Raw genomic sequence first — 23,300 nt, 5'->3', positions numbered from 1 at the left:
CAGCTAAACGTTTATTTTCTCTTTCTTGCCTTGGCTTTTGGCTCCGGTGCGTTCTTGATGATCTCCATGCACTCGTCGTAGCTCAGGTCTCCGGCCAGCGCACGGTCGTGGAGACTCTTGTCAATACGATAGTTGTTTCCGTCGAAAGCGAGGTAAGGGCCAAAGCGTCCCTTAAGCAGCTCCAACCGGTCGTCTTCCTCAAAAGTCTTGATCTCGCGCTCACGGTCTTTCAGCCGCTTGGCGAGAATCAGTGAGATAGCATGGTCAAGGGTGACCGTCATCGGGTCATCTTCCTTGGGCAATGAGACATACTTCTTGTTATGCTGTACATAAGGGCCGAAGCGTCCGGCACCAATAGTGACCGGCATGCCCTCGAACTCACCGAGTTCCCGTGGCAACTTAAACAGTTCCAGAGCCTCATCGAGCGTGATGGTCTCGATGCTCTTGCCCTTGGGGATCTGCGCGAAACGCGGCTTCTCGTCGTCGTCGGCCGTACCGATCTGAGCCAGCGGGCCGAACTTTCCGATCTTCACCAGCACGGTTCTGCCAGTCTTAGGATCCTTGCCGAGGATGCGCTCGCCGGCCTTGTGCTCGGAACGCGACTTCATGACCTGGTCGACAGTCTTCTCAAAAGGCTTGTCGAACTTGCTCATCATGTCCTTCCACTCCTCTTTTCCCTCAGCGATCTTATCGAACTGGTTCTCGACCTTCGCCGTGAAGTTGTAGTCCATGATCTCGGGGAAGTTCTGCAAGAGGAAGTCGTTGACCACGATGCCAATGTCGGTGGGGATGAGCTTTCCTTTCTCCGAACCGGTGAACTCTGTCTTTGTTGTCGACTCCACTTGGTTGCCTTTCAAAATGTCAACAGTGAATTTGGTCTCTTTGCCTCCCCTGTCGCCTTTCTCCACATAGTCGCGCTGCTGGATCGTAGAAATCGTCGGCGCGTAGGTAGAAGGGCGTCCGATACCAAGTTCCTCCAGTTTGTGTACGAGACTGGCCTCGGTATATCGTGACGGTCCCTGAGAGAAGCGTTCCGTAGAAGCAATGGTTTCGCGGGAGAGTTGCTCGCCCACTTGCAGTGCGGGCAGGGAAGCGAACTCCTCAGACTGCTCGTCGTCGTCGGTCGATTCTTTATAGACTTTCAGGAAACCGTCGAAGACAATGACCTCACCGCGGGCGACGAACTTCTCGGGCTGCCCGCCGATATTGATGTTAACCGTGGTTTTCTCGATCTGTGCCTCAGCCATTTGGGAGGCAACGGAGCGTTTCCAGATCAGGTCGTAGAGACGTTTCTCCTGTGCCGTACCGTCTATAGTGGCGTTTTCCATATGGGTAGGTCGAATAGCCTCATGGGCTTCCTGTGCCCCTTTGGACTGTGTATGGAAGTTACGGGGAGAGCTATACTGCTCACCAAAGAGTTTGGTGATGGCCTCTTTACTGCTGTTGATGGCGAGTGCCGAAAGATTGACGCTGTCGGTACGCATATAGGTGATGCGTCCGTTTTCATAGAGTTGCTGTGCAATGCGCATGGTCTGCGACACGGTGAATCCGAGCTTTCTGGCAGCTTCCTGCTGCAAGGTAGAAGTCGTGAAAGGAGGCGCGGGAGAGCGCTTCAACGGTTTTTTCGACACATTGCCCACAGTGAAGACAGCGTCCTTGCAACGGTTGAGGAAGTCGAGAGCCTCATCGTGTGTGGCAAAGCGCTTATCGAGCTCTGCCTTGACCTCCACGCCGATGTTATCACCATTTACGGGTGTGAAAATGGCAGTAACACGGTAGTACGGCTCACTCTTGAAGGCTTGTATCTCACGCTCACGCTCTACGACGAGTCTGACGGCCACGCTCTGTACACGACCTGCCGACAGCGACGGTTTGACTTTTCGCCACAATACCGGTGAGAGTTTAAAGCCCACGATGCGGTCCAGCACGCGCCGGGCCTGCTGCGCATTGACGAGATTCATGTCGAGATGACGTGGATGCTCGATAGCATAAAGGATAGCAGGCTTGGTAATCTCATGGAAGACGATACGCGAAGTCTTTTCCTCATCGAGTCCGAGCACCTCACAGAGGTGCCAGCTGATGGCTTCTCCTTCGCGATCCTCATCGGATGCGAGCCACACCTTCTTGGCAGCTTTGGCATCTTTCTTGAGTTCTGCTACAACTTTCTTCTTATCCTCTGGTATCTCATAGTCAGGCTCAAACGTCTTTTCGTTGATACTAAGCCCACTCTTCTTTAGGTCTCTGATGTGTCCGTAGGAAGACATCACTTTATAATCCTTGCCGAGGAATTTCTCAATCGTCTTGGCCTTGGCAGGGCTCTCTACAATGACTAAGTTATCTTGCATGCTTGCGTGTAGTTATATAATGTCGGGGACAAAAGTAATAATAACTTTGTCTTACACCTTATTATATATGTATGATTTTAGAATTTTTAAGAGACACCGATGCAAAAAGTTACATAAATGTAAGTTACATCCATGTAACTTTTTTATTAAAAACCGAGTTTGCCTGCCTCAAAGTCCTGCTGGAAACGAGCCACGGCACGACGGATGGAGTCCAAACCAAAGCTTTCGGGACGCAGATCTCTGACGGCAACCCACTCGTAGCCGGCGGCATCATCGTGTGCCGACAAAACAGTGAAGTCTTCCACACGGCAGAGAAAGAAGAAGTCGAGCGTATGTACGGTGAAGCCGGAATAGAGATAGGTATTGGGGTAACTGAAGAGCAATCGTGAGGAAACGACGGTGAGGTCCGTCTCTTCCTTCACCTCACGCGCGAGACCTTGTGCAGCAGTCTCGTTCATATCGTAGAAGCCGCCGGGCAAGTCGAGCGTGCCCTTGGCGGGATCGTTCTTACGGGTGATGACGAGCAACTCATCACGACTGTTCATAATCAGCGCAGCGTTGGCGGCACTGGGATTGAGGAAATACTCAAAACCACAGTGCCGGCAACGCTTGCTCTTCACCGTGCTGGGCTCAAAGTCGGCAGAGCCACAGACGGGACAATAGTGAAATTTGTCAAGAACGTGCATGATCCTTATTTCGCCAACAGACCTTTGATCTCGGCGTCGAGGTCCTTGACCTGCACATCACGCTTCTGCAACACGTTGTTGCGGTCGATGAGGAAGAAGGTCGGCACGGTCTGCACATTGTACTGTGAGGCAAATTGCGAGTTTGGCCCATCGCTGTCGTGGACACAGATCCATGGCAGGGCAGCCACGCTTTCCTTCCAGAAGTGCTCGTCGGTGTCAAGACTCACCTGATAGATCTCAAAGCCCTGAGCGTGATATTTGTTGTAGAGGTCGCGCAGATGCATGATGCGCTCGGTGCTGCCCTTGGCGGCGAACATGTGGAAGTCGAGCATCACCACCTTACCCTTGAGTTGAGTGAGTCGACGGATGTTGCCCTCGCGGTCAGGAAGCGCAATTTCCAGCACACCGGTCGTCTGCACTTTGCTGGCGTCGATCTGTCCTTGAGCCTGCTCGGCCTGGATGATGCGCACATTCTTCATGCCTTGCAGGGCGATGTTATGGAGGTTGGCGCCACGCTCGGACTTAGGATAATAGGTATCCCAACTCGTTGCTACGGCAGCAAAGACCTGCACGTCTTCCTTCTTGCTACGTGGATCGAAGATAAGCACCGTCTGATTACCGACGTTGACCGTTTGGAAGAGCGCGAAATAAGCGTAGGCTTTCATCGGTGCGGTGAAGATATATTGGCGCTTCACCTTATCTTTATAGCTGGCCAAGGTCTGCTGAATGGCAGCGTCGACCTGATCGTAAGACAGGTTGGGGTTTTGTTGGATGGCGTTGATCGAAGCCTGCAATCCCAACTGCATCTGCGCCAGTTCCTTCATCTTCGAGCAGTCATCGGAACCTTTCACCTCGTACTGCGCCGACATCGTCGGGTAAGAAGCTTTCACAGAGATATTCTCTGTGGAGTCGACAGCAATATTGATGATCTGCCGCGCGATACGCAGCCGATAGTACTCTGGGGCGTCCGGTGCCTTGCCGTCAAAGGAGAACGAGCCGTCCTTGTCGAGTTTCACGGAGTCAATGGTCACCGGTCCATTGAGGCTCATATTCTCGAAATAGAGCAACGAGTCTTTGGCGTCAGTGATGACACCAGAGACGTGGAATTTCTTTCCCGTGCAAGAGGCGAGCGCCAAAGCGGTAAGAACGATCAGCACCGCCGAGAGTACTTTGTTTGTCTTCATTGTATAATGCGATAACTTGTTTTCTTGGTTTTCAACTTGCAAACTTACATATTTTTTTTGGATTTCACGTCTATTTGCGGAAGAAAATGGCAATGTACAACACTACGGAAGCAACACAGCCGACTACAGAAAGCCTTGACACGCCCTAAAAAGCAAAGAAGCCGCCGGAGAATCAACTTCTCCGGCGGCTTCCTGAATCGTGAAAGAAGGCTTCTATTACTTGATGCTGAAACCTTCATTATTTCTTGCTGAAGCCCTCGTTATTTCTTGCCGAATGTCTCATCGAGCAAGGTATAGAAGGCGGGATCCTCGCCAACGACGGTCTTGACAATCTTGCCCTGGGGATCAATGAGGATCTTTGTGGGGAAGCCTTGGATGCCGTAAGCGTCAAAGAGCTGGCGGTTGTCGCGCGGACAATAGACGTGGAGCCAGGGCAACTCATGTTTCTGTACGGCAGCCTTCCACTTTTCCTGCGTGTCATTGCAGTCGACACCGAGGATCTGGAACTTACCCTTATACTTATTATAATACTCCTTCATCTCGGGGAAACCTTTGATGCACCATATACACCATGAGCCCCAGAAGTCGAGAATCACATACTGACCACGCAGACTGGAGAGGCTCAGCGGCTTGCCGTTGATGTCGTTGAGGGTGAAGTCGGGAGCGACAATACCAGATGCCTGCTTCTTTGCAGCCTCAGCCTCGGCCTTTGCCTCGTTTTCCAATGCGGTTATGGCACTCGTGTAGTAACTCTTCATGCGGCCGTCGCGGACAGCGGGAGAGAGCAACTTCACGGCGTCGTGCATCCAGTCCAGTTCTCCCAGCTGAGGAATCAGATAGGCACAAGCCTCGTTGTCGGGGTGCTGCTTGATGAAATTCAGCATTTTGTCGTGCATCTCCTGGCGCAGCTGTCCACCTTTCTCCTGATAGACTTTCATCACCGCCTCCTGACTCTCACCAGCTTTCATACGTTCCTGCAGGCTGTCGACCAACTGCTGCATGGGCTTCTGGGCTGCCTCCATCATGCGGTCCACCTCGTTGAACTGCTGATAGAACTTAGAGCCGGTGAGATAATAGTTGGATGTCAGGTCGCCACTCATCACAGCGCTCTCGCCCGGAACGGCGATCACCTGGAAACCAGCGCGCTCTGTACCACGCATAGTGCCGGGTGTATAGCCACTAATGTCGGTCGGCCCACTTACATGTACCGTGAAGTCGAACTTGCCATTCTTTACCAGCACCGTATCGGTCTTTGCCTTTTGGTCACCTTGCGGCACGATCACCAGCAGTGTGTCCTTGACTCCCTTGACATCGCCCTTGAAGTGAACGGCATCACTTGCGGCTTTCTTCTGTGCCATAGCGGGCACGCAGGCCATGGCCATCAGGGCCAGGCTGCACAAAATGCTTTTCATCATATTTGTTTTCAAGTTGTGAATAATAATCTTCTTTATGATCTAAAAGTAACGATTTACTTTATAGAGACGCATTAAAAGGTAAAAAGGGTACCCTTTGCCCGTTAAAAAAGCCTTATTTCTTCTTCGGACGACGGCGTGCCCAACCTTCTTCGCTGAAGTCAGGAACCTCTCCGCGCAACTTGATATTGCGGCTGTCGGCCATCAGCTGCTTCCAGTCGTCACGTCCGCGACGGCTGTCATCGTCGTGTGTCTTGGTGCTTTGGCGTCCTTTGCCGCGCGCACCCTTACCATAGCTGCGGTCTCCTTTGTCTGCGCCGGTGCGGCTGCCGCGTGCCGAGCGTCCGTGTCCGCTCTCATCAGCATCGTTGCAGCGTACCTCGCGGCCTTTGTAGGCAGTGCCGTCCAAAGCGCGCATCACACGCTGGGCATCGCCTTCGGGCACTTCGATATAGCTGAACTTCTGCAACAAGTCGATATGTCCCACTTCTTGATGACCGTGGATATGCTTGTTGATAAACTGCATGACCTCACCGGGATAGAAGCCGTCTTGCTTGCCCAAGTTGATGAACAGACGGCGATAGCCAGCCTCTGCCTGACGGGGTCCGCGCTTGCGGTCGCGCGAGCCCTTGCCGCCACGTCCGTTGCGGTCGCCCTGTTCCGACTTGTCGCGCCCCTTGGTCGCAGGCTTGACAATCTCGGGCGCATTCTTGTAGTAGTCAAGGAACTTACCGAAGGTGATGCTCACCATCTTCTTGATAATGTCTTCCTTGTCGACATAGTCAAACTGTCGGTTGATCTCAGGCATGTAAGGTGCGATGAGCTCCTCGTCGACGTCAGCCTTCATAATGTCGTCCATGGTCTTGAAGAGTTGCTTTTTGCAGATCTCCTCAGGCGTGGGCAGCGTGCCGTCGACAAACTCTTTCCCGATGATCTTCTCGATGTTGCGCACCTTGAACTTCTCGCGCGAGTGGATGATGGAGATGCTCGTGCCCTTCTTGCCGGCGCGTCCGGTACGTCCAGAGCGGTGGGTATAGTTCTCCACATCGTCGGGCAGACCATAGTTGATCACGTGGGTCAGGTCGTCAACGTCGAGTCCACGGGCGGCCACATCAGTGGCTACGAGCAGCTGGGTCAGGTGGTTGCGGAACTTCTGCATGGTCAGATCACGCTGTTGCTGGCTCAGGTCACCATGAAGCGCCTCGGCATTGTATCCGTCCTTGATGAGCTTATCAGCCACTTCCTGCGTCTCGATCTTCGTGCGACAAAAGATGATGGCATAGATGCGAGGGTAGAAATCGACGATACGTTTCAGCGCGAGATACTTGTCACGCGCGTTGACCATATAATAGATGTGGTTGACGTTCTCGGCACCTTCGTTGCGTGATCCGACGACGATCTCCTTGTAGTCGTGGAGATAGTTCTTGGCGATGGCCTCGATCTCCTTGCTCATCGTGGCTGAGAAGAGCAGGGTATTGCGGTCAGCGGGCACGCCCTCAAAGATCTCGTTGATGCTTTCCGAGAAGCCCATATTGAGCATTTCGTCGGCCTCATCGAGCACGACGTTGTTGACCTGATCGAGCTGTGCCACGCCACGTTTCATCAGATCGATGAGACGGCCGGGGGTAGCCACGATGATCTGCACGCCATGGCGCAAGGCATGGATCTGTGTCTCGATAGACGCTCCGCCGTAGACGGGCACGATGTGCATGCCGTCGATATACTTGGCAAAAGCGTTGAGGTCGTCGGCAATCTGCAAGCACAGCTCACGTGTGGGGCTGAGGATGAGGGCCTGGGTCGCTTTGTTGGTGGGGTCGGTCTTCTGCAACACGGGGATGCCGTAGGCGGCGGTCTTGCCTGTTCCTGTCTGTGCCAATGCAATGACATCGTTGCCATGACCGAGCAAATAAGGGATTACTTCTTCCTGTACGGGCATGGGCTGCTCAAAGCCCAGCTCTTCGATGGCGCGGCGAATCTCTTCGCTGACGCCCAATTCTTCAAATGTCTTCAATCTTTAAACCTTTAAATTTTCAATGACGCATGAGGAATCAATCGCCCTCCCAGCCATTGAAAATCATCGGGCGCTCTTCCTCCATTCGTGCAAATTGGCACAAAGTTACGAAAAAAGCGGCACATAGCCGTTGTTTCATGCTTTTTTTAGAGTTATTTAGTAACCTCGCAACTCTGGAGTCACAGACTATAGTATAAGTTCTCTTTGTTGGATAAACTGACATTTTTCCACCTTCGTGGCTGCAATTTTCTGAGCAAAGGCCTTCATTGACCCGAATGACGCGATTCTTGGCACTTTTTTATAAGATCCTGACACATAGTATGTTATAAAAAAGCAAGTACGTTTTACAAACAAGAAAAGGCGCTTCGAGGCAAAAAACTCTATAGGATTCTGTCTCAAAACACCTCTTTTATCGTGTCATCTCAGTGATTTTGCCTCATCATCTCACTGATTTTATCAAGTAAAACAACTGATTTGTGTCGCTCATCTCACTGCTTTCATCACCTCATCAAGCCATTTTACTGATTTCACTCTTGTTTTTGCGTTTTTCGCCCTCACCGTTTTCTTTAGATTGAAAGTCCGCGCGGCACTACTTTTGTCAGAAAAAACATCAAAGGAAAAGCACGGCTTCGTTGCCTTCATTAAACAGCAGGTCAAGAATACTAAGGTTAGGTAAGAAGCCGAACTTCTGCTTGTAGACCTGGTAATAAGGCTTGGGCTGGAAGTCAGCATCGGGCAATGGATGCTTCGGACGGATGATTTCACGGTAGTCGGCCCATTGCATGAGATTACCAGCGATTCCATCGGAAGAAATAACAACGGCCTCAGCAGAATCCGCAGCGGTGGAATCGGGCAATTTGATGTATTCTTCTGTTCGTCTCAACGTGGGATGGATATCCAACAGCTCGCACATTTTCTCGGTGATGGCAAGGTCGTAGTCGTAGAGAAACTGCCACCTCTTCTCGAAGAAGGGGCGTAGGTCGTCGGCATAGAACTCAAAGAAGGGACTTTCACCATAGGCAGAGACGAGGGCATTCCAGTGGAGATGGCGCCAGGCGCCGTGGTCGCTGATGCGTATGTCACGCATCTCGCATTTCAGGCCGTCGTAGCGCTCGATGGGGACGGTAAGGGCTTGTGTGCCCTGCGTCGTGGCGATGACACAGCGGTTGCGATAGGTCTGCTTGATGAAGTTGTCGTGCTGCTCGATATAGCAGAGCTCAGACCTGTTGAGCTTCTGATACCATTGTATCGGGCCAAAATATGTGGCGGAAAGGAGAGTGTTCAATGCTGAGTGATGAGTAATGAAGGATGAATAAAGTATAGGGCCGCTGCACAACAGCGGCAAACCCAACGGTTGCACACAGAAGGCAAGACGCGGCACAAAGAAGGCAAGACGCGACACACAGAAGACAAGACGAGGCACACAGAAGGCAAGACGCTGCACGAAATCGCAAAGCGCTTTATGGCGTGAGTCGGTAGGCCTTTCCCACGATCTGATGGAGATGCACGAGGGTCTGCCCCTGCCCGGTGTTGACGAGATAGAGCTTGCAGTCCATGCAACGGCACTTATGGCAGCAGCGCAGAGGAATGCGGAAGCGGTCCTTGCCCAGCCGGATGGTGTCGCCGGGGATGGCTTCTATGCGTCCGATATTCATCGGATTGTCGGCATAGCGGCTGGTGACGCGCCAGTCGGGATAGTACAGCACCAGATCGCCCCGACGAAAACTGTCACGCACGAGCTTATTCACCACCACACGATCGCCCTTATGGTACTTGTTACCAAAGCCAGAAGGAAGTGTGCAGACGGCGAAGGCAAAGGCATGCACAGCCACCACGAAAGCGGTGGCGACACACAGCGCAATGACAAATTTCAGCGTTTGCTTCAGCAAGATCTATATATATAATAAGGAGTGAACAAAAACGGAAGAGCCACGGCACGCCGCGAGGGGCGTGTCATGGCTGTCCGATATTATTTGATGTTGTCTACCCAGCGGAAGAGGCGGTTCCATCGGATGCCACTGAAACCATGGCGGTCGGGATCGGAACTCCACCAGATGAAGATGGGCTTGCCCACGATATGGTCTTCCGGCACAAAGCCCCAGTAGCGAGAGTCCTCGGAGTTGTGGCGGTTGTCGCCCATCATCCAGTAGTAGTCCATCTTGAACGTATAGCTGTTGGCAGGCTTGCCGTTGATATAGATGCGGTTGTTTTTCACCACCAGCTGGTTGTGCTCATAGACACGGATGGGTCGCTCATAGATGGCGATGTTGTCCATGGTGAGCTTGAGAGTGGCTCCTTTCTTCGGGATCCAGATCGGTCCGTAGTTATCGCGTGTCCATCCTGTGACCATGTTCATCGGATAGAGATCGCCGGTGACTGCGTCGTTGACGATGTGGATGCTGGCTACGAGATCCTTGCGGTGGGAGAGATAGTTCACAGCGCGCTTGGTCAGCGGCATGGCACCGCCCTGGTTGAGATATCCCAGGTCTTCCATGGAGATGCCCAAATCTTTCAGCACGTCGTCGGGCAGGTCACGCTTGAGCTTGACATAATAGAAGTACTGTACGTTGTCGGGCTCCTTGTTGGGCTTGCCATCGAGGTAGACGATACGGTTTTTGATCTGCAGGGTCTGACCCGGCAAACCGACGCAGCGCTTGACATAGTTCTCGCGGCGGTCGGTGGGCCGGTGGTCGATCATGCCATACTTCACCGGATTCTGCACGATATATTCCCGTCCCAGGTTATAGATCATATTGAAGTAGTCGAGCTGTCCCTGACGATTGAGTGTAGCCGGATTGACGGGATTGGGGTTCTGGGCTTGGTAGAGCTCCGTACCAAAGTCGTAGCACATCGTGTAGTAACTATTGGCGAACTGGTCCTCGGTGAGAATGGTGTCACCGGCAGGATAGTTGAAGACCACGATGTCGTTGAGCTTCACATGGCCAAGACCCTTCACGCGGCGGTAGTCCCAATGCGGCCACTCGACGTAGCTCTTGGTGTGTATGATGGGCAGCGTGTGCTGCGTGAGCGGCATGGTAAGCGGTGTCTCAGGGATACGTGGACCGTAGCTGAGCTTGGAAACAAAGAGGTAGTCGCCCGTGAGCAAGCTCTTCTCCAGGGAACTCGACGGGATGACGTAGTTCTGGAAAGCGAAGAGGTTGATGAAGTACACGGCCACGAGGGCGAAGACCAGCGCGTCGACCCAGCTCATGACGAAGCGCACGGGGCCCTCGGCGTCCTTCCACCAGGTCCAGCGAATCTTCTTGGTGATATAGTTATCGAAGATGAACGGGACGACGATCAGTCCCAGCCAGCTCTTCACCCACAGGAGGAAGAGCAGATAGAGCGCAGTGACCACGCCAAACTTGATCCACTGCTTCTTCATGTTCATCTTAGCTTTTTCCTTATCGATCATTTCTTTTGTTATTGGATAACGGTTTTAGAACTTAAACAGATCGCTCGTGGTGAGCAGTCCCTTATGGTCTTTGGTGAACTCAGCGGCGAGCACGGCACCGAGGGCAAAGCCCTTGCGGCTGTGAGCGTCGTGGGTGATGGTGATGCAGTCGGCCTCAGAGTCGTAAGCGATGGAATGGATGCCGGGCACCTCGTCGTGGCGGATGCTGTCGACAAGCAGCTCGTCGGCCTTGTGGTCCTCAGTTCCGTCGACATGTCCGTCGTCCCATACGGTGGTGCCGGCCTTCCACGATGTCTTGCGGTCGAGGTTGTCGATGATATCCTCCGCCAAGGTGATGGCAGTGCCCGACGGTGCGTCGAGCTTATGGATATGGTGAGTTTCGGTCATCTTCACGTCGTACTGTGGGAACTGGTTCATGATTTTGGCCAGATACTTATTGACGGCAGAGAAGATCGCCACGCCAATGGAGAAGTTGCTGGCCCAAAAGAGCGTCTGCTTGCCGTCCTTGCAGAGCGCCTCCACATCGGCCTTGTGGTCTTTCATCCAGCCGGTGGAGCCGCTCACCACCTTGACGTTGTGGGCAAAAGCGCGCAGATAGTTGCCGTAGGCAGCCGTGGGGTTTGTGAACTCTATGGCGACGTCGGCCGACGCAAAGGCAGGGCTGTCGAAGTCGTCCTGGTTGTTGACATCAATCTTACAAACAATCTCGTGGCCACGCTCCAGGGCGATCTGCTCGATCATGTGTCCCATCTTGCCGTAGCCAATCAAAGCTATCTTCATGTATTTCCGGAATTAAACGTTTCTGCAAAATTAGCGATTTTATGGCAAAAGACGTTGCTTTTGTCGCTTAAATTATTCAAAATGAACCGCATTAGATACTTTTAACCGCTATTATCCCTTTGGTAACATCCATTTAAATAAAAAACGTGTAACTTTGTAGATGTTTTCGGGCTATATATACCATTACATAACACTTTCAAGGAATGAAAAGATACTTCTACACGCTGCCCTTGTTGGCTGCTACGCTGACGCTGAGTTCCTGTTTCAAAGAGGAGCCGCTCAACAGCGAGTGCGACATCACGCACGTGAGTCTGCACACCGACAACCCGTTGGCTACTTTCTATCAGCTGTCCGACACCGCACAGAACGTGCTGTCCACCGACAGCCTCATCTCCTTTGAGGTCAGACGCGACCACGAGGCTGATCTCAGCCTGCTCACGCCGACATTGCAGCTGACACCGGGGGCCAAGGCGGTGATGACCGGCAGCGAGGTCGACAATGCGACAGGCGGTAAATGGTACTATCAGGTCGTCTCGGAGGACGGACACTGGCACCGCAACTACACCGTGGAGGTAAGACCCATGGCACGCATGACCAACGACACGGTGAAATTCGACTTCGAGCACTATGAGCTGGAGCCGAAGGGACAATATTATGTCTGGCATATCCTGCGCAACGATGGCAGCAGTGCTGGTGACTGGGCCAACGGCAACCCCGGTTTCAGCCTCAGCATGGGCTCTGCCAAGCCCGACGAATACCCGACGGCTACGTTGCCCGACGGCTACGACGGTGCCGCCGTGAAGCTCACCACACGCAGCACGGGACCTTTCGGCGCGATGGTCAACAAGCGAATCGCGGCCGGAAACCTCTTCATCGGCACCTTCGACATGGCCAGTGCGCTGACAGATGCTATGAAGGCGACACACTTCGGACAGGTCTTCGACCGACAGCCGATGAAGCTCACGGGCTACTATACCTATCAGCCGGGAGCTACCTTCCAGGATCCGAAGGGCAACACCGTGGCTGACCGCACCGATCAGGCTGCCATCTACGCCGTGCTCTACCGCAACCACGACGACAAGGGCAACGCCGTGACGCTCTACGGCGACAATGTGAAAACAAGTCCGCAGATCGTCGCCATTGCTGACATGGGCATGGTGAAAACCACAAAAGAGTGGACGCCGTTCTCCATCAACTTTAATTATCTCAGCGACATCGACCTCGACCTGCTCAAGCAGCGCGGCTACAGCCTCACCATCGTCTTCTCGTCCAGTGCCGACGGTGACCAGTTTGAGGGAGCCATCGGCTCTACGCTCTGCGTCGACAAAGTGAGACTGGTATGCAAAAAAGAACAATAATCTCTTAGACACCATGACGATGAACAAAATAAAAGCACTCGCACTCGCTCTCCTGCCCGCCCTTGCCGTAAACGCTCAGGCCAAAGGACTGATGGACAACATGGAACTGAAAATGCATCTCGGCTACAACATCGGTGGTACGGCACCCGTGGGTATGCCGGCATCAATACGCCGACTCAACAGCTACACGCTGCAACCCAATCTGGTGCTCGGCGTGGAGGCTGACAAAGCCCTTGACGACCGCTGGGGACTGACACTGGGGCTGCAAATAGAAAACAAAGGCATGAAAGAGGACGCACGCGTGAAGAACTACCACGAGGAAGTGGTGCGCGGCGGCGAGAAGCTCGCCGGCATGTTCACCGGCGACGTCACGACAGAGGTGACGGAATGGATGCTCACCATCCCTCTGCACGCCCGTTGGCAGGCTACGAACCGTCTTTCGCTCCACGCCGGACCTTATCTCTCGGTGCTCACCCAGCGCAAGTTCACGGGCTACGCCCACGACGGCTATCTGCGCGTAGGCGATCCCACGGGTGCCAAGGTGACTCTCGGTGGCGACGAGAGTACGCGCGGCGACTATGACTTCAGCGATGACATGCGACACCTGCAATGGGGCGTAGACTTCGGAGGAGAATATCGCATCTGGCAGCGTACGGCGATCTTTGCCAACCTCAGCTGGGGACTCAGCGGCATCCACCACAGCGGTTTCACAGCCGTAGAGCAGACGCTCTACCCTATCTTTGCCTCTGTGGGCGTAAGCTATCGGCTCAAACATCGGTAAATCATTGAAATCAGAAACATACATTATTGTTAGTTCTTTCTAAAGTAAAAGATTTAAATTATGAAGAAAACATTACTCTCGTTAGCCCTGGCCTTGCTCTCCTCACTGAGCATGAGTGCCAAGGACTACACGGACACACTAGCCGTGACCGTCAATGGATCAACAACCACGCAGACAGCTACTATCAGCGTGGACAAGCAGGCTGACGGACGATACAACTTCGCCTTGAAGAACTTTAAGTTGAACATGGCGGGAGCAGTGAGGGGTATCGGAAACATCGAGCTCAAGAACCTTGTACCTGCTACAAGCAGCAAAGGAGAAGTGCTTGCCACCGACACCACAATAACGATTTCAAATGGTGATGACAAGTCTGTAGCCATGTGGATGGGCCCGATGCTGGGTCAGATTCCTCTCCAGCTGAAGACCCTTGTTCAGGATGATCATCTGTACACCGTGATCGATATTAACATGGCATCCTTGAATCAAGTCATCCACGTCACGTTCGGTGACAGATACCAGTTGTCCAACAGTGGGTTTGAGGATTATCGCACCGAGCAAACATTGCAGGCAGACTTAACAGGAGCTAATCCTCCATCTACTATCAACGTGGAGGAGCCTCTGAACTGGCATTCCTTTGCCTCCGCTACGGGTAAGTATGTTCAGGCTGCCAATGCTTTCTCCGCTCCACACACCTATTCCTCCGACGTTGTACGCCCCAACAGCACAGGAAAGAAAAGCTTATTGCTCACATCCGCTTCGGTCTTGGGAATCACCATCGCTAACGGCACTATCACCACAGGCCGCATGCAAGCAGGAGACATGAATGCTGCTAATACGAAAAACTGCGCTTTTCTTTCCACCGACAGCACTTCCACGGACAGCCATGGTGATCCGTTCTATGCACTCATGGACGGCACGCCCGACTCTCTCTCCGTTTGGGTGAAGTTCAAACAGCAGACACATGTTGCCGACCATCCTTACGCTACCGTCAGTGCGGCTCTCACCGATGGCACTTACTATCAGGATCCACAGGACAAAGACTACACCAATGTGGTAGCTACAGCAAAGAATGCTCAGATTGCCTCCAACGGCTTTGCTTGGCAGCACATCGTCATTCCCTTTAAGTACAACGACAACAATGTGAAAGCCAAAGCTCTGCTCGTGACCATCTCCACCAACGCCGATCCCGGTCAAGGCTCTCCTGCTGACAGCCTCTACGTCGACGACATCAGCCTCATCTACAATGTAGACAAGCCTGCGGTAACCGTCAACGGTCATGCCGTCACGCTCGACAACGCCGAGGTAAGCACTACTGCCACCGATCCGACCACCGCCGTTGTTGTCGCCTCCACAGCCAACAAGGGCTCTTTCGCTGCCGTCAGCGAGCTCAGCTCTTCCGCCGATCAGCGCAAGCTGCAACTGCTCTACTGCTCTGACGACTTGAAGACGATCAAGACATATACCCTCGTTATCGACAAGGGAGCAGAGACTGGTATCAGCCAAATCAAAACTGCTACCAACAAAGACAGCAAGGTCTATGACCTCAACGGACGCGAGGTGAAGACCATGCACCACGGCAACGTCTACATCCTTAACGGTAAGAAAGTGCTGAAATAAGCTTTCAGACAGACAGAAAACGCAAGCAACTGTCTGACTATCAACTAAGAGACGAGAAAAGAAAACTTTACATCTTTTTGTCGCCAAAGAAAAATCCCGCATCTATTGTACACAGATACGGGATTTTTTCTTATCTTTGCAAATGAGTCTCCTTGCGTCAGCGAAGATTCTCCAAACCAAAATACTATAAAAGCCATCAGATGGAACAGCTATTGCACTACTGCTGGAAGCACAGGCTCTTCCCACTACAACAACTCAAGACCACCAGCGGACAAGACGTGGAGGTCATTGATCCGGGACTGCACAACCGAAATGCGGGTCCCGACTTCTTCAACGCTAAGGTGAAGATCGACGGCACGCTGTGGGTGGGAAACGTGGAGATCCACGACAAGTCGTCGGACTGGTATCTCCACGGACACGAGAAGGATGACCATTATAATAATGTGGTACTGCACGTCACGGGGAAGGCTGACACTGAGGTGAAGACCGCCAATGGCGATGTACTGCCGCAATTGGAGATGGAAGTGCCCGAGACGGTGGAAAGACACTACCAAGAGCTGTTGCAGGAAGACCAATACCCGCCCTGCTATCGCATCATCCCGCAACTATCACGGCTGACCGTTCACTCTTGGATGAGCGCGCTACAGACTGAGCGCCTCGAACAGAAGACAGAGAAGATACGCCAGCGCGTCGCCATTGCCAACGGCTCCTGGGAGCAGGCTTACTTCGTCACGCTGGCGCGAAGCTTCGGTTTCAGCATCAACAGCGAGGCGTTTGAGCAGTGGGCACTACACGTGCCACTGCATGACGTAGACCACCACCGCGATGATCTCTTCCAGATTGAGGCGATCTTCATGGGGCAGGCGGGAATGCTCAACACCGACGACATGCCGCAACGACACAGAAAGCAAGCTGAGGAAGACGAGTACTTTCAAAGGCTGAGACACGAATATCTCTATCTCGCTCATAAGTTTTCGTTGGAGCCCATCAGTGGACAGCGATGGCGCTTCCTAAGGCTGAGACCCCAGAACTTCCCAACGATACGCATCTCACAACTGGCCAACCTCTATTATCATCGCCGGACAGGACTGAGCCAACTCATTGACTGCAAGACGCTGAAAGAGGTGCAACAGCTCTTTGACACCGAGGCGACACCCTACTGGGAAACGCATTATACCTTCGGAACGGAAAGCAAGAAGGCTGAAAAACGACTGTCGAAAGACTCTGTCACCGTGTTGACGATCAACACGGTGGTGCCCATGCTCTTCGCTTACGGCAGACACAAAGAGGACGACAGACTCTGCGACCGCGCCTTCGACTTCCTGGAGGAGCTCAAAGCTGAGGATAACCATATCGTCAGAATGTGGAAACAATGCGGGCTCGACGTAGAAAACGCCGGTGACTCTCAGGCTCTCATCCAACTGAAAAACGAATACTGCGACCGCAAGGACTGCCTCCGCTGCCGATTCGGATACGAATACCTGAGAAATGTATAATGTATAGTGTATAAATAAAAATGAATAAATATCACGCAACACTCATGAAGTCTTATCTCTTCGAAACCCGTATGGAGGTGCGCGACTACGAATGCGACATCGAGGGTATCGTCAACAACGCCAACTATCTCCACTATACCGAACATACGCGCCACCGCTTTCTCCGTGCCCTCGGCGTGAGCTTTGCCGACCTGCACGAAAAGGGCGTGGACGCTGTCGTGGCAAGGATGCAACTGCAATTCAAGCGACCACTGAAATGCGACGATGAGTTTCGCTCGTGCCTCAACCTTCATAAGGAGGGCGTGCGCTATGTCTTTGAGCACGATATCTACCGTGCTTCCGACAACGCTCTCTGTTTCCATGCCGACACGGAACTGGTCACGCTCATCAACGGACGCCTCGGCGTGAGCAAGGACTACGACGATGCCTTTCTGCCTGTCATTGAGCGATTTGAAAAAGACGGCACGCCCCTCACTGCTTCTGACAACAATGTCTGTAAATAGCCTTTTTTCCTAAGCATGATCACTGAAGAGGAACTCATCAACACCATCATCCTGACACGTCTCAGCTACTTCCATCTCAACACGATGGTGGAACTCTATAAACAACTGGGCTCCGCCACTGAGATCATCCGGCAACGCGATCATCTCAAGACAACCTATCCCGGACTGCCTCAGCGCATTGCCGACGACCTGATGGATGCCGAAGCCATGCGACCAAGAGCCGTGGAGGAACTGGCTTATTGCAGAGAGCACGACATACAGATGCTCTGCCTCAACGACACGAACTACCCCAAGCGACTCACCGAATGCACAGATCCGCCACTCATGCTCTTCTACAAGGGAATGGCTGACCTCAACCGGCAACATGTCATCGCGGTGGTCGGCACACGCCACTGTACCACCTACGGACAGGATCTCATTCGTAGCTTCCTCGCAGACCTGAGCCGGCTGTGTCCCGACACACTGATTGTCAGTGGGCTGGCCTACGGTGTTGACATCCATGCACACCGTAATGCGCTGGAAAACAATATGGACACGGTAGGCGTGCTCGCCCATGGTCTCGACGAGCTCTACCCGCCGCGGCACCGCGACACAGCCAACGAGATGGTCTTTCACGGCGGACTGCTCACGGAATATATGACGCACACAAAGATCGACAAGCTCAACTTCGTGCGCCGAAACCGCATCACGGCAGGGCTCAGCGACGCCACCATCGTCGTGGAGAGCGCGAAGAAGGGTGGCGGACTCATCACAGCACGCATCTCAAGAGAGTACAACCGTGACGTCTTTGCTTTCCCCGGACCGGTAGGCGCGCCCTACAGTGAAGGTTGCAACCACCTGATCCGCGACAACGGAGCCGCACTGATCACTTCCGCAGTAGACTTCGTCAAGGCCATGGGATGGCAAGACGAACTGGAAATCAACCAAATGAGAAAGGCAGGAATAGAGCGGCAGATGTTCCCGGAACTCGACGAGGAGGAGCAAAAAATCACCACGCTGCTGCAAGCACAAAACGATCTGCCTGCTAACATCATCGCCGTAAAAACGGCACTGAATATCGGTACGATACAGGCAAAGCTGTTCTCTTTGGAGATGAAAGGAGTCGTCAAGCCCTATGCAGGAGGATTCTATCACTTGCTGAAATAGGTTTTCCCACTTTTTTTCGCTACCTTTGCACTCATATATGAAGATAGGAAACATTGACTTCGGTGAACGTCCGCTCTTCCTCGCTCCTATGGAAGACGTGACGGACGTAGGCTTCCGTATGCTCTGCAAACGGTTTGGGGCAGCGATGGTCTACACTGAGTTTGTATCTGCCGACGCTATCATCCGTAGCATCAAGTCCACTCTCGACAAGATGCACATCAATGATGAGGAGCGGCCGGTAGGCATTCAGATCTATGGAAAAGACGTGGACTCGATGGTCGAGGCGGCTAAAATCGTGGAATCGGTGCACCCCGACATCATCGACATAAACTTTGGATGCCCGGTGAAAAAGGTAGCCGGAAAAGGTGCGGGAGCGGGTATGCTCAAGAACATTCCGCTCTTGCTTGACATCACAAGAGAGGTTGTCAAAGCCGTAAAAACACCGGTAACCGTGAAGACGCGACTGGGATGGGACAAAGAAAACCTAATCATCACGGACTTGGCTGAACAGTTGCAGGACTGCGGCATACAGGCTCTGACCATTCACGGACGTACGCGCAGCCAGATGTATACCGGCAATGCTGACTGGACCTTGATAAAAGCGGTGAAAGACAACCCGCGTATTCATATCCCAATCATTGGCAATGGTGACATCACCACACCACAGGAGGCGGAAGAGGCCTTTGACAACTATGGTGTAGACGCTGTGATGGTGGGACGGGCTACCTTTGGTCATCCTTGGATATTCCAAGAGATGCGGCAATATATCGACGCCGAGAAGACTCGCCGGGAGGGAGGCACGCCTGCAGCACCCGCTGTCCTGACCATAGACGACAAGATCGACATCCTGGAAGAACAGCTGCGCATCAATGTGGAACGCATTGACGAGTACCGCGGTATCCTCCATACTCGCCGTCATCTGGCCGCTTCCCCGATCTTCAAAGGCATTCCCAACTTCCGACAAACACGCATCGCCATGCTCAGAGCAGAGACCGTCGAGGACCTCACCGACATCCTTGAGCAGTGCCGCGCCTACTTGAAAAGCGGAGAAGCGCAAGCGTAGAGCAGGGCAAAGACTAAAGAGCGAAGCCCTGAGCCCTGTGTCCCGTTTGCTTCTCTCTATCGCTGGGTTTCGTAAGTGGCTGCTGTGCAGCCGCCTCCCTCCTCCCCCTTTAACAAACAAGCAATCATCAACAAACAATGGCAGAAGACTTTGACATACATGAGGAAAAGCTCTCCTCAACAGAGAAAGAATTCGAGAATGCGCTGAGGCCCCTGCACTTCGACGACTTCAACGGTCAGCAGAAGGTAGTGGACAACCTGCGCATCTTCGTCGAGGCAGCCAAATACCGAGGCGAGCCTCTCGACCACACGCTTCTCTATGGTCCTCCTGGCCTGGGAAAGACGACTTTGAGCAATATCATCGCCAACGAACTCGGCGTAGGATTCAAGATTACTTCCGGTCCCGTCCTTGACAAACCGGGAGATCTGGCCGGAATCCTCACATCGCTGGAACCCAACGACGTGCTCTTCATCGACGAGATCCATCGACTGCAGCCCGTCGTGGAGGAATATCTCTACTCCGCCATGGAGGACTATCGCATTGACATCATGATCGACAAAGGGCCGTCGGCAAGAAGCATACAGATCGATCTGAATCCCTTCACGCTCATAGGAGCCACCACGCGCTCTGGTATGCTCACAGCACCTTTGCGTGCCCGCTTTGGCATTAACATGCACTTGGAGTACTACGACCCGGAGACACTGAAGAAAATCATCAAACGCTCGGCCATGCTACTCAAAGTGCCTATCGAAGACGATGCCGCCATGGAGATCGCACGGCGCAGCCGTGGCACGCCACGTATTGCCAATGGACTGTTGCGACGCGTGCGTGACTTCGCACAAGTGAAGGGCAACGGCACCATCACCTCAGCCATCGCACAGCTGTCGTTGGGCGCGCTGAACATCGACTCCTACGGTCTTGACGAGATCGACAATAAGATCCTACTGACTATCATCGACAAGTTTCGTGGTGGACCTGTCGGTGTCTCTACCATTGCCACTGCCATCGGCGAGGATGCCGACACGGTGGAGGAGGTCTATGAGCCGTTCCTGATCATGGAGGGATTTATCAAGCGTACGCCACGCGGACGCATGGCGACAGCACTGGCTTACGAGCACTTAGGCAGAAATATTCGCACGGCAAACCCAATGCAGCCTGAACTGTTCTGAATTGAAATAGAAATGGGAACTTATTATATAAGAAGTTGACTCATTATTATCGTGAAGGGTACCTATTATATATAAAGGAGTTGACTCATTATATGCAAGGAACGAGTTGAAAAAATACGAGAACTGAACTTGGATACGTCAAGTAGCCACTCATATTATTTTAAGGAAAATATTTAAAAGAAAGACCGTTTAGATTTACATAAAAGCAGAATGATGAGAATCAAAAAATACTTTATGACGCTGGCATTGGGCCTCTCGATGCTCTGTCCTGTGGCAGTGCAGGCTCAACGTATGCAAATCAATTTCGGACCGAACAGTCCTTTGCGCAAACTGCAAATAGCAGAGATGGCGATCAGCAATCTCTATGTCGACTCTGTCAACGAACAGAAGCTCGTTGAGGACGGCATCCGAGGCATGCTGGAAAAGCTCGACCCGCACTCCTCCTACTCGTCCGCCAAAGAAGCCAAAGCACTCTCAGAGTCGCTCAACGGCTCGTTTGAGGGCATCGGCGTGCAGTTCAACATCCAAGCTGACACCCTGCTGGTCATACAACCCGTGTCGAAAGGCCCGTCGGAAAAAGTGGGCATCATGGCCGGCGACCGCATCGTCAGCGTCAACGACACAGCAATTGCAGGCGTGAAAATGCCGCAGGAAGAGATCATGAAGCGTCTGCGTGGTCCTAAGGGCACGCACGTGAAGCTTGGAATTGTACGTCGTGGCATTGCCGGAACGCTGTTTTTCGATGTTGTCAGAGACAAGATCCCGGTGAAGACACTCGACGCCTATTATATGATCGAGCCACACGTGGGATATATCCGCATCGGTAGCTTCGGTGCCACCACCTACGATGAGTTTATGGCAGCGGTAAAAACGCTGAAAGGCCAAGGCATGAAAGACCTGATACTGGACTTGGAAGAGAACGGTGGAGGCTATCTGAATGCCGCCGTGGACATCGCCAACGAGTTCTTGAAGAAGAACGATCTGATCGTCTACACGATAGGCCGACGGGTGCCCAGAGAGGAATACAGGGCGAAAGGCAACGGACAGTTCCTGGACGGAAAGGTGATTGTACTCGTCAACGAGTTCACAGCCTCAGCAGCAGAGATCGTCACAGGTGCCATACAAGACCAGGATCGCGGCAAGGTCGTCGGCCGACGCAGCTTCGGCAAAGGCCTTGTGCAGCGCCCGATACCCTTTGCTGACGGCAGCATGATGCGTCTGACCATCGCTCACTACTACACTCCCTCAGGCCGTTGCATCCAAAAACCCTATAAAAAAGGGGATTTGAAGGACTATGAGATGGAACTGGATGACCGCTACAAACATGGGGAGCTCTATTCAGCCGACAGCATTCATTTTGCCGATTCACTGAAATTCTACACACTCCGCAAGCACCGCACCGTGTATGGCGGCGGTGGCATCATGCCAGACTACTTCGTGCCGCTCGACACAACATTGTACACACGCCTTCACAGACAGCTGATGGCGAAAGGAATCGTCATCAAGCATAACCTGAAATACGTTGACGATAACCGCAAGGAACTGAAGAGACGCTATCAACTCTTCAGTGATTTCCTGCAGCACTACACGGTGCCACAGACACTCATCGACAGTATCCTCGCAGACGGCAAGAAGCAGAAGATTGAGCCAAAAGACAACAAAGAACTCCAACAAACGCTTCCTTATCTCAAAACACAGCTAAAAGCACTCGTCGCAAGGGATCTCTGGGATATGAATGAATACTTTCAGATAATCAACGAAAAAAACAAAATTATCAGCAAAGCACTGCAAATAATAAGCAAAGAACAGTAACATACTGTCAACAATGTTTAAAACTATGTCTCAATCATTCACAATTTAAACATCATGTGCTGTTTTGAGAGAACAACAGGTGTAAAATCGTTGGTGGATAATTATTTAATGATTAAATTTGCTACATTAAATAACTATATAAAACAACGATTATGCCAAACCCGATTGACCTCGACGAGGCTCTCTTCCAGCGCATTGAATATTATATTGTCCATGAGAAGATGTTCCTCCAGCCACGCCTCTCGCGTGAAGATGTGACGAATCGGGTGTATGTGCCCAGAAACAAGTTTGGTCAGCTCTTCGTCCGCTTTGCAGGCACCAACTTTGTCAACTACGTCAACAACCTCCGGCTGGACTATGCCGTGAGGCTGCTCAAAGAGCATCAAGAATACTCTGTTGAAGCCGTAGCACGCGAATGTGGCATCCCAGCACCACAGACGTTCTACCGGATCTTCGTAAAGAAATACGGCATGACACCCACAGAATACAGAAAGAAATAACAAAAGTGCCCCGCTCTCCAAA

Annotated in this window: 19 protein-coding genes; 10 read left to right on the top strand and 9 right to left on the bottom strand. The window is 52.5% G+C overall.

Annotated elements, in window-relative coordinates; translation table 11 throughout:
• Positions 1-11: 11 nt before the first annotated feature.
• The 9 genes from topA to dapB form a co-directional block, all read right to left on the bottom strand.
• Complete coding sequence (gene topA, locus NG346_RS09015) at positions 12-2,345, bottom strand: type I DNA topoisomerase (protein ID WP_262280506.1); 2,334 nt, start codon at positions 2,343-2,345, stop codon at positions 12-14.
• 146 nt (positions 2,346-2,491) lie between these two features.
• Positions 2,492-3,031, bottom strand: coding sequence for an NUDIX hydrolase (locus NG346_RS09010; RefSeq protein ID WP_262280505.1), 540 nt, complete (start codon positions 3,029-3,031; stop codon positions 2,492-2,494).
• A gap of 5 nt (positions 3,032-3,036) precedes the next feature.
• Positions 3,037-4,215 carry a thioredoxin-like domain-containing protein gene (locus NG346_RS09005; protein ID WP_262280504.1) on the bottom strand — a complete coding sequence of 393 codons (1,179 nt, stop codon included), beginning with the start codon at positions 4,213-4,215 and terminating at the stop codon, positions 3,037-3,039.
• Between the two features lie 260 nt (positions 4,216-4,475).
• Entirely contained in the window at positions 4,476-5,627 is a 1,152-nt protein-coding gene (locus NG346_RS09000; RefSeq protein ID WP_262280523.1) for a redoxin domain-containing protein, read from the bottom strand.
• Between the two features lie 115 nt (positions 5,628-5,742).
• Positions 5,743-7,638 carry a DEAD/DEAH box helicase gene (locus tag NG346_RS08995; RefSeq protein ID WP_262280503.1) on the bottom strand — a complete coding sequence of 632 codons (1,896 nt, stop codon included), beginning with the start codon at positions 7,636-7,638 and terminating at the stop codon, positions 5,743-5,745.
• Positions 7,639-8,248: 610 nt separating this feature from the next.
• Positions 8,249-8,923 (bottom strand): WbqC family protein, encoded by a 675-nt coding sequence (locus tag NG346_RS08990; protein WP_262280502.1) that lies wholly within the window; start codon positions 8,921-8,923, stop codon positions 8,249-8,251.
• 175 nt (positions 8,924-9,098) lie between these two features.
• On the bottom strand, positions 9,099-9,527 hold the full coding sequence (locus NG346_RS08985; protein ID WP_262280501.1) for a S26 family signal peptidase: 429 nt from the start codon (positions 9,525-9,527) through the stop codon (positions 9,099-9,101).
• Between the two features lie 80 nt (positions 9,528-9,607).
• The gene (gene lepB, locus NG346_RS08980) at positions 9,608-11,053 is read right to left on the bottom strand and encodes a signal peptidase I (RefSeq protein ID WP_262280500.1); all 1,446 of its coding nucleotides are present in this window, start codon (positions 11,051-11,053) and stop codon (positions 9,608-9,610) included.
• A gap of 24 nt (positions 11,054-11,077) precedes the next feature.
• Positions 11,078-11,833, bottom strand: coding sequence for a 4-hydroxy-tetrahydrodipicolinate reductase (gene dapB, locus NG346_RS08975; protein ID WP_154533901.1), 756 nt, complete (start codon positions 11,831-11,833; stop codon positions 11,078-11,080).
• A gap of 203 nt (positions 11,834-12,036) precedes the next feature.
• On the opposite strand from dapB, the gene NG346_RS08970 reads away from it, so the two are divergent.
• From NG346_RS08970 to NG346_RS08925, 10 genes are all read left to right on the top strand, one after another.
• Positions 12,037-13,191 carry a PCMD domain-containing protein gene (locus tag NG346_RS08970; protein WP_262280499.1) on the top strand — a complete coding sequence of 385 codons (1,155 nt, stop codon included), beginning with the start codon at positions 12,037-12,039 and terminating at the stop codon, positions 13,189-13,191.
• A 19-nt stretch (positions 13,192-13,210) separates the two neighbouring features.
• Positions 13,211-13,972: a porin family protein gene (locus NG346_RS08965; protein ID WP_262280498.1), complete on the top strand. Its 762-nt coding sequence runs from the start codon at positions 13,211-13,213 to the stop codon at positions 13,970-13,972.
• 60 nt (positions 13,973-14,032) lie between these two features.
• Positions 14,033-15,589 carry a calycin-like domain-containing protein gene (locus NG346_RS08960; protein ID WP_262280497.1) on the top strand — a complete coding sequence of 519 codons (1,557 nt, stop codon included), beginning with the start codon at positions 14,033-14,035 and terminating at the stop codon, positions 15,587-15,589.
• Between the two features lie 200 nt (positions 15,590-15,789).
• On the top strand, positions 15,790-17,085 hold the full coding sequence (locus NG346_RS08955; RefSeq protein WP_262280496.1) for a DUF2851 family protein: 1,296 nt from the start codon (positions 15,790-15,792) through the stop codon (positions 17,083-17,085).
• 44 nt (positions 17,086-17,129) lie between these two features.
• On the top strand, positions 17,130-17,588 hold the full coding sequence (locus NG346_RS08950) for an acyl-CoA thioesterase (RefSeq protein ID WP_262280522.1): 459 nt from the start codon (positions 17,130-17,132) through the stop codon (positions 17,586-17,588).
• Between the two features lie 15 nt (positions 17,589-17,603).
• Entirely contained in the window at positions 17,604-18,734 is a 1,131-nt protein-coding gene (gene dprA / locus NG346_RS08945) for a DNA-processing protein DprA (RefSeq protein WP_262280495.1), read from the top strand.
• 37 nt (positions 18,735-18,771) lie between these two features.
• A complete protein-coding gene (gene dusB, locus NG346_RS08940) occupies positions 18,772-19,797 on the top strand; it encodes a tRNA dihydrouridine synthase DusB (protein WP_262280494.1) in 1,026 nt (341 codons plus the stop codon).
• 137 nt (positions 19,798-19,934) lie between these two features.
• Positions 19,935-20,966 carry a Holliday junction branch migration DNA helicase RuvB gene (gene ruvB, locus NG346_RS08935; RefSeq protein ID WP_154533894.1) on the top strand — a complete coding sequence of 344 codons (1,032 nt, stop codon included), beginning with the start codon at positions 19,935-19,937 and terminating at the stop codon, positions 20,964-20,966.
• 258 nt (positions 20,967-21,224) lie between these two features.
• Positions 21,225-22,778 carry a S41 family peptidase gene (locus NG346_RS08930; RefSeq protein ID WP_262280521.1) on the top strand — a complete coding sequence of 518 codons (1,554 nt, stop codon included), beginning with the start codon at positions 21,225-21,227 and terminating at the stop codon, positions 22,776-22,778.
• Between the two features lie 152 nt (positions 22,779-22,930).
• Complete coding sequence (locus NG346_RS08925) at positions 22,931-23,278, top strand: helix-turn-helix transcriptional regulator (protein WP_154533893.1); 348 nt, start codon at positions 22,931-22,933, stop codon at positions 23,276-23,278.
• Positions 23,279-23,300: the final 22 nt, after the last annotated feature.

It is taken from the genome of Hallella absiana (assembly GCF_025457485.1).
GTDB lineage: Bacteria > Bacteroidota > Bacteroidia > Bacteroidales > Bacteroidaceae > Prevotella > Prevotella absiana.
The sequence above is the reverse complement of the archived record's forward strand: the minus strand, read 5'-3'. Positions and strand labels throughout refer to the sequence as shown.